General features: G+C 70.9%; 1 protein-coding gene. It reads right to left on the bottom strand.

Going from position 1 to position 247, the window contains the following annotated elements; all coding sequences use genetic code 11:
- Nucleotides 1–247: putative glycoside hydrolase (locus tag MXD62_RS09320; RefSeq protein WP_248828960.1), on the bottom strand; the 247-nt coding region annotated here is incomplete at both ends.

Genomic DNA, 247 nt, shown 5'->3' with positions numbered 1-247 from the left:
GGACAGGTCCCCGCCGTCGGTGCGGAAGCAGGTCAGCGGGATGCGCGCCACCTGCCAGCGGGCGGCCGGGGCCGATTTCAGCAGGTTGGTCACATCGACCGCCCCGCCGCCCAGCGACAGACGCACCGTATCACTGGGCGCTGCATCGATGCGGTAGCGGAAGCTGAGCGCCACCGCGCCATTGGCCTGACGGATCAGGTCGACGGGCGTGCCCCAGATCTCGACGCTGGCAGGGCCTGTTCCGGCA

The sequence above is a fragment of the Frankia sp. Mgl5 genome (assembly GCF_023242985.1).
GTDB classification, from domain to species: Bacteria; Actinomycetota; Actinomycetes; order Frankiales; family Frankiaceae; genus Parafrankia; species Parafrankia soli.
The sequence above is the reverse complement of the archived record's forward strand: the minus strand, read 5'-3'. Positions and strand labels throughout refer to the sequence as shown.